The sequence below is a fragment of the Nonomuraea diastatica genome, from assembly GCF_004349015.1.
Lineage (GTDB): Bacteria > Actinomycetota > Actinomycetes > Streptosporangiales > Streptosporangiaceae > Nonomuraea > Nonomuraea diastatica.
This window is the reverse complement of the sequence record NZ_SMKP01000145.1, coordinates 21,000-27,642: the sequence shown is the minus strand read 5'-3', so window position 1 is coordinate 27,642 and position 6,643 is coordinate 21,000. Positions and strand designations below refer to the sequence as shown.

Genomic DNA, 6,643 nt, shown 5'->3' with positions numbered 1-6,643 from the left:
CCCGTCGGGAGGCGCCTCCGCCGGTGTGCTGGTCGCGTTCATGTTCGTCGGCCTGACCGTCTACAGCGTCATCAACGCGGTCCTCGGGTTCTTCATCTTCGTCGCCGCCATGGAAGCCGACGGCAGTTCCACGCCGTACGTGATCGTCGGCGCGGCCGTGCTCGCCCTGGTCGGCCTGGGCGCGGGCATCGGGTTGTGCCTGGTGCGCGGCAAGGTCTGGGCGAGAGGCACCGGCCTCGGGCTGATGATCGGGTGGGCGCTCTGGTCGATCCTGACCGCCGGCATCTGCACCGGGCTCAACCCCAGCGTGTACGGCTGAAGCATGCCCTATCACGAGATCTTCGTCGGCCTGGGCGTCCTGGTGGCCTCCGTGGTCTTCGTGTGGGAGGCGAGAAGGCGTGGGGCGCTCAACGAGCAGTCGTTGATCGCTGTCGCCGGGGCTCTGGTGGGCGGCGCCATCGGGATGCGCCTGGCGGGCTGGCTGGAGACGCTCAATCTCGAGAACCTCTGGTTGTACGGCTCACGCAGCATTCTCGGCGGCCTGACGGGAGCCTACGTGGGCGTCCTGGTGGCCAAGAGGCTCGTCGGCTACAAGGAGCGCACCGGTGACCTGTTCGCCCCGGCGGTGGCGCTGGGGATGGCGGTCGGCCGGATCGGCTGTCATCTGACGGAGGCTCCGGGCCGGCCGACCGATCTGCCGTGGGGCGTGCACGCCCCGCCGACCACCCCTGAGTGCCCCGGCTGTCTCACCGGCCACGCGATGCACCCGTCGTTCGTCTACGAGATCGTCTTCCAGCTCGCCGCGTTCGCCCTGCTGCTCTGGGCCCGCAGGCGGCTGACCCGGCCGGGGGAGTTGTTCACCCTCTACGTCGCCGCGTACGCCGTCTTCCGTTTCCTCGTCGAGTTCACCAGGGCCAACGAGACGGTCTGGCTGGATCTGACCAGGCCGCAGTGGTTCCTGATCCCGGGCGTGCTGCTGCTGTCCCTCAGGCTCGGGTACGGCTGGCGGCGCGGCTACTACGATTCCCTCTTCGAACGGAAGATCCTTTCATGAGCACAGGGATGGGGCTGCGAGGCGACCGCATTCTCAGGTACGTCAACGCGTTCTGCCCGAGTTGTCACGGCCGCGACCTCGATAGGGTGGAGCGGCTGAGCGGCTATCTGGCCGAGCGTGACGGCAAGGTCTGGTTGGAACGCGGATGCCGCGAACACGGATTTATCCGTACTCTGTACGACGAAGACGCAGAAATCTTGTCGTACCTCGAAGAATGGACCGCTCCCACCAAGCAGCATATGCCGGATATGTCGGGAAACTTTGGTCAGGTTCCCGAGGCGTACCTCCACGGCCTCCCCGAGATGCAGACCCAGCACACCTGCATTCTCCTCGAGGACATCGCGGAAGCCTGCAATTTGCGCTGTCCCACCTGCTTCGCCGACAGTTCGCCTGACCTGACCGGCATCGTCCCCGTCCCCGACATCCTCGCGAACGTCGACCAGCGCCTCGGGCGCGAGAACGGCAAGCTCGACGTCCTCATGCTGAGCGGCGGCGAGCCGACCCTCCACCCCGAGCTCGGCGCCCTCCTGGCCGAGCTGGTGGACCGCCCGGTCACCCGCATCCTGATCAACACCAACGGCGTCCTCATCGCCAGGGACGACGCCCTGCTCGACCTGCTCACCGAGCACAGGGAGCGCGTCGAAATCTACCTCCAGTACGACGGCTCAGCCGATGCATCGAAACACCACAGGGGCGGCGATCTGACCCGTATCAAGGCGCAAGCCGTGCGGCGCCTGTCCGAACGCGAGATCTTCACCACCCTCGTGATGACCGCCGCGCTCGGCGTCAACGACGGCGAGATGGGCGACGTCGTACGCCTCGCCCTCGACACCCCGTATGTCGGAGGCGTGTCACTCCAGCCCCAGTTCGGCTCCGGCAGGTCGGGCACCATCGACCCGGGGGACCGCCTCACCCACACCGGCGTGCTCAGCCGCCTGGGCCCGCAGACCGGCGGCCTGGTCACCTGGCGCGACCTGACCGCGCTGCCCTGTTCGCACCCGCACTGCTGCTCGGTCGGTTACCTCATCCGCGACGACGCCCGCGAGTGGCGCTCGCTGACGGCGCTGATCGGTCACGACCGGCTCAGGGAGAGCCTCGGCCTGGTCTCCAACCGCATCGCCGACACCGAGATCCCGCGCGAGCTGCGGCTGGCCGTACAGGAGTCCCTGCTCGGACTGCTGTCGGAGCAGTCGTCGCTCTCGCACCCGCAGATCGGCGACCTGTGGCGCAACATCTGCGAGAACTGCGACCTCGGCGTCTCCACCCTCCTCACCCTGGCGTCGTCGGCCCTGCCGGGCCGGCGCAGAAAGCTGCGCAGGATGATGGGGGAGCGGATCGTGCGCATCACCGTCAAACCGTTCATGGACATCTCGACCATGATCGAGGAGCGGCTCACGCAGTGCTGCGTGCACGTGGGTACGCGCGCCGAGCAGGACCAGTGCGCGCCGTTCTGCGCCGTGCAGGCCTGGCCGCAGTTGTCGCGGCAGCGGTTGTCCGCGGTGGCCGCGCGGCCCCGTGCCCCGTTCGAGGTGGTGTTGTGAACAAGGAGCCGTACGATCCGCTGCGGTTGTGCGTGTACGCGACCGTGGCGCTGCTGGCCTGGCTGCTCGGGCCGTGGGCGGTGCTCGGGTTCGCGGTGCTGGGGTTCGCCGGCTACTGGAGGGCGCGGCGAGCCGGGCTGACCCGGAGCAAGTGCCTGCTCAGGGACACCCGGCTCGTGCTGGCCTATCTCGCCCTCATCGGCCTGGCGGCACTCGCGGCTATCATCCTCTGACCCGGTCGCCGCGGGACTATTCGGCGGGCACGTACAGGCTGAGGGTCTCGGCGACGCAGGCCGGCCGCTTCTCGCCCTCGATCTCGATCGTCATCTTCAGGTTGGACAGGTAGCCGGCCGGCGTGCCCTTGACGTCGGTGAGCTCGCCGGTCGCCCTGATGCGCGCGCCGACGAGCACCGGCCGGGGGAAACGGACCTTGTTGAGGCCGTAGTTGACCCCCATGGCGATGCCCTCGACCTTGACCATCTCGAACATGAACGACGGCAGCAGGGACAGGCTCAGATAGCCGTGGGCGATCGTGCCGCCGAACGGGCCCTCCTTGGCGCGCTCCACGTCCACGTGGATCCACTGGTGGTCGTGGGTGGCGTCGGCGAAGAGGTTGACCTGGTCCTGGGTCACCGTCTGCCACTCGGTCGGGCCGAAGGTCTCGCCGACGGCTGCCTTGAGCTCCTGAACATTCGCGAAGGTCCGCATGGTCCCGAACGCTATTGCGCGGGTGGCACGGCTGCCAAGTTCGCCGCCTTCAGCAGGACACGTCGAGCTGTTGCGAAGATCTTTACTCGAAACCATCGCATAGGTGTTCGAGTCCGCGCTACAGTCTTAGGTACCGCAATCGAACAAGGGTTCGGCCTGGTGAGAGGGGGTGTGTCCGATGACGGTGCTCGCACTGCCCCCTGTCCGGACACGCCGTAGCACTTTCTTCCCAAATCTAAGACGGCCGCTATATCCGGCAATAGAGTCCGAGAGCGTGGACCCTGTGCGCAATCCCTATGCCCCCGGCGCCGGGCAGCGTCCGCCGGAGCTCGCCGGGCGCGATCGAGAGCTGCAGCAGTTCGAGGTCGTGCTGGAGCGAGTGGCCCGTGGGCGGCCCGAGCGCAGCATGGTCGTCACCGGCCTGCGTGGGGTCGGCAAGACCGTCCTGCTCAACACGTTCAGGTCCATGGCCATGCAGCGGTTGTGGGGCACGGGCAAGATCGAGGCCCGGCCCGACCAGTCGATCAGGCGGCCGGTCGCGGCCGCCCTGCACATGGCGATCCGCGAGCTGGCCCCGCGTCACCGCGCGCCCGAGCGCATCGAGGAGTTCCTCGGGGTGCTCAAGGCGTTCGCCATGCGCGATCCGGCCGCGGCCAAGGGCACCTCTCACTGGTCGCCCGGCATCGAGGTGCCCGCCAGCCGCGGGCGCGCCGACTCCGGCGACCTGGAGATCGACATCACCGAGCTGTTCGTCGACGCCGCCGGCGTGGCCACCGACCTGGCGGTGGGCATCGCGCTGTTCATCGACGAGATGCAGGACGTGCAGCCCGCCGACGTCTCCGCGCTCTGCGCCGCCTGCCACGAGCTGTCGCAGTCGGGCGGGCCGCTGATCGTGGTGGGCGCCGGGCTGCCGCACCTGCCGAGCGTGTTGTCGGCCAGCAAGAGCTATTCCGAGCGGCTCTTCCGCTACGCGCGCATCGACAAGCTCGACCGCGACGCCGCCGACATGGCGCTGATCCTGCCGGCGCGCGAGGAAGAGGTGGAGTTCACTCAGGAGGCGCTCGACGCCCTCTATGAGGCCGCCGACGGTTATCCCTACTTCGTCCAGGCCTACGGCAAGGTCGCGTGGGATCTCGCGCCGCGCACCCCGATCACCATCGAAGACGTCAAGGTCTCCGCTCCGGAGGCCGAGGAGGAGCTCGCCGTCGGGTTCTTCGGCAGCCGCTACGAGCGGGCCACCCCGGCCGAGCGCGACTACATGCACGCCATGGCGCAGATCGGCGACGAGCCGGTCGCGACCGCCGAGGTGGCCGACGCCCTCGGGCGCAAGCCGTCCAGTCTCTCGCCCGCCCGCGACAGCCTCATCAAAAAAGGGCTCATCTACAGCGCCGAGCGCGGCCTGATCGCGTTCACGGTGCCGCACTTCGGGAAGTTCCTGCGCGCTCAGCCCGTCTGAGTGACGCCCCTAGACCTCTATTGGGCTGTCTAGTGGGGAAGCTAGACAGCCCAATAGAGCTATATCAGCCTGCCGGTCGAGCGGAATATAACGCTCTCTAGCGTCAGGCCGATACTGGCGTATATTCCGTCAGAGACTCGCTGCCCTCCGAGCCGACCACAGCCATCCGCACTGCCGGGCGCCGGCCGCTGAGATAGACGGCGAAGACGACGTCGTCGTTGTCATGGTTCTGGAAGGCGAAGAAACGCCAGCACAGCTCGCGCCAGCTGTCGTACGGCTCCGGCGACGTGAGTCCGTCCCGCTGGGCGCGCCAGGCGCCACTCGACCTGAGCCGGGCCAGCGTCGCCGACTCCGACGGGCCGCGCCGCTGCTCGCACGGGGCGCGGAAGCGGGCGCGTTCGATCAGCCCGTCGATCTCCGGCGACAACGCGAGCAGCAGGGCCAGCCCCGCGGCCGTGAGCCACGACGGGTGCACCACGGCCACCCACCCGGGCACCGGCGCCAGCACCGACATCCCCGCCATCCCGGTCAACACCACGGTCCGGCCGATCGAACGAATCCCGACCGGCGCCGAGCTCACCTCGCCGAAGCAGCCGCACCCCGCGTCCGGCCGCCGCCTGCGCAGCTCCAGCAGCACGTACGTGGACATCGCGAAAAAGGCGACCGTCGCCCACCTGAAGATCGGATGGCCGGTCACCAGCAGGCCCATGGCCAGCACCAGCTCGCAGGCCGCGCACACCAGCAGCGCCGGAACCCGCAGCCGCCCCGGCACCAGGACCGCCGGCCCCAGCCTGGACAGCGCACCTGGCTCACCCCCCGAGCGCACCGTGATCACCTTGGCCATGGTGCCCAGAACGAGCAGCACGACCAGCAGCGGAAGTTGTGATTCCCACACGTGCGTCACCCCAATCCGATGTGAGCGTTGAAGCACCCGTTGACCAGGTCGCCGCCGAGCTCCACGTAGGAGAACGGCGACAACTCCACGATCCTCCCGCGCGGCGAGGTGTCGCACTCGACGCACCGGTCGCAGAACCGCCCGGCCAGACACCCGCACGCCACCACCGGCACGTCGGAGGCGCGCTTGGAGCACACGTTCGTGACCCGGAGCAGCGACCCGACCGACAGATACGGCAGCCCGGCGCACGACACCCCCGCCTGGGCGCAGCCGGTGTCGGCCCGCTCCAGCATCGGGTAGGCCGCGCCCCGCTTCTCCTCGTCGAACGTGTCGGACCAGGTGGCGGTGCCCGAGATGCCAGCCGTCATCCCCGCGTGCACGTGCGGCGGCGCGGGCACGGCCCGCGCCAGGTAAGGCGGTTGCGAGGTCGCGGGGAGCAGCGCCATGCTCCCGCCGTCCTGCCTGATCCCGATGGCGTCGAAGAGGTAACCGGGCTCGAACTTGGGATGCCGCACCTGCAGGCGACCTGAGGCCCGGTAGGGGATGATGATCGTCCGGTGGCCGCGGTGCGGCCCGCAGTCGAGCTCGACCGTCAGGTCCCTGCGTCCCTGGATCGACAGGATCGTTCCCGTGATGCGCGTGGCGTCGGCCCAGATCCGCTCGACCACCCGCCCGTCGCGTAAGGCGCGCATCATGACCATGGCACCCACGGGAAGGTCGGCGGGAGCGGTGCCCCTGCCGTGCCACGCGGTGGCCCACGGCGCGATCACGAGGCGTTCCTCGGTGCCGTCGGGGGTCTCGATGATGATCAGATGCGGGCTGACGTCCAGGATCTCGCCGGCGACGGCGCGTAAAGGGTCCGCGTCGTCCGGAGCGGGATCCGATACGCGGCCCAGGACGGCGGCGGCGAGCACCCGGCGGTGCTCAACGCTCGGATACCCCATGAGCCCCTCCCTCGTCGGGTACTAGATTCACACGACTTGGGGTGG

At 68.9% G+C, this 6,643-nt stretch carries 8 protein-coding genes; 5 read left to right on the top strand and 3 right to left on the bottom strand.

Features of this window, described 5'->3' with window-relative positions; translation table 11 throughout:
* From E1294_RS53315 to E1294_RS37350, 4 genes are all read left to right on the top strand, one after another.
* The coding region (locus E1294_RS53315; protein ID WP_165977675.1) for a hypothetical protein at positions 1-319 on the top strand (319 nt) is incomplete at its 5' end.
* A 3-nt stretch (positions 320-322) separates the two neighbouring features.
* A complete protein-coding gene (locus E1294_RS37360) occupies positions 323-1,054 on the top strand; it encodes a prolipoprotein diacylglyceryl transferase (RefSeq protein WP_132515694.1) in 732 nt (243 codons plus the stop codon).
* Positions 1,051-2,595 (top strand): radical SAM protein, encoded by a 1,545-nt coding sequence (locus tag E1294_RS37355; RefSeq protein WP_132515693.1) that lies wholly within the window; start codon positions 1,051-1,053, stop codon positions 2,593-2,595. The genes E1294_RS37360 and E1294_RS37355 overlap by 4 nt, the downstream gene beginning before the upstream one ends.
* The gene (locus E1294_RS37350) at positions 2,592-2,828 is read left to right on the top strand and encodes a hypothetical protein (RefSeq protein WP_132341617.1); all 237 of its coding nucleotides are present in this window, start codon (positions 2,592-2,594) and stop codon (positions 2,826-2,828) included. Before E1294_RS37355 ends, E1294_RS37350 begins: the two co-directional genes overlap by 4 nt.
* Before the next feature lie 16 nt (positions 2,829-2,844).
* Here the strand turns inward: E1294_RS37350 and E1294_RS37345 are convergent, their stop codons facing one another.
* Positions 2,845-3,303, bottom strand: a complete 459-nt coding sequence (locus E1294_RS37345) for a MaoC family dehydratase (RefSeq protein ID WP_132515692.1) — start codon at positions 3,301-3,303, stop codon at positions 2,845-2,847.
* 274 nt (positions 3,304-3,577) lie between these two features.
* On the opposite strand from E1294_RS37345, the gene E1294_RS37340 reads away from it, so the two are divergent.
* Complete coding sequence (locus E1294_RS37340; RefSeq protein WP_132515691.1) at positions 3,578-4,759, top strand: ATP-binding protein; 1,182 nt, start codon at positions 3,578-3,580, stop codon at positions 4,757-4,759.
* A 103-nt stretch (positions 4,760-4,862) separates the two neighbouring features.
* Here the strand turns inward: E1294_RS37340 and E1294_RS37335 are convergent, their stop codons facing one another.
* Positions 4,863-5,654 (bottom strand): MauE/DoxX family redox-associated membrane protein, encoded by a 792-nt coding sequence (locus tag E1294_RS37335; RefSeq protein WP_246083569.1) that lies wholly within the window; start codon positions 5,652-5,654, stop codon positions 4,863-4,865.
* A gap of 5 nt (positions 5,655-5,659) precedes the next feature.
* Positions 5,660-6,598: a hypothetical protein gene (locus E1294_RS37330; protein ID WP_132515689.1), complete on the bottom strand. Its 939-nt coding sequence runs from the start codon at positions 6,596-6,598 to the stop codon at positions 5,660-5,662.
* Between the last annotated feature and the right edge of the window lie 45 nt (positions 6,599-6,643).

What these genes read in the sequence shown, in the direction of transcription:
- E1294_RS37355 (WP_132515693.1), top strand. Translation starts at nt 1,051, where the DNA reads ATGAGCACAGGGATGGGGCTGCGAGGCGACCGCATTCTCAGGTACGTC.
- E1294_RS37345 (WP_132515692.1), bottom strand. Translation starts at nt 3,303, where the DNA reads ATGCGGACCTTCGCGAATGTTCAGGAGCTCAAGGCAGCCGTCGGCGAG.
- E1294_RS37330 (WP_132515689.1), bottom strand. Translation starts at nt 6,598, where the DNA reads ATGGGGTATCCGAGCGTTGAGCACCGCCGGGTGCTCGCCGCCGCCGTC.
- E1294_RS37360 (WP_132515694.1), top strand. Translation starts at nt 323, where the DNA reads ATGCCCTATCACGAGATCTTCGTCGGCCTGGGCGTCCTGGTGGCCTCC.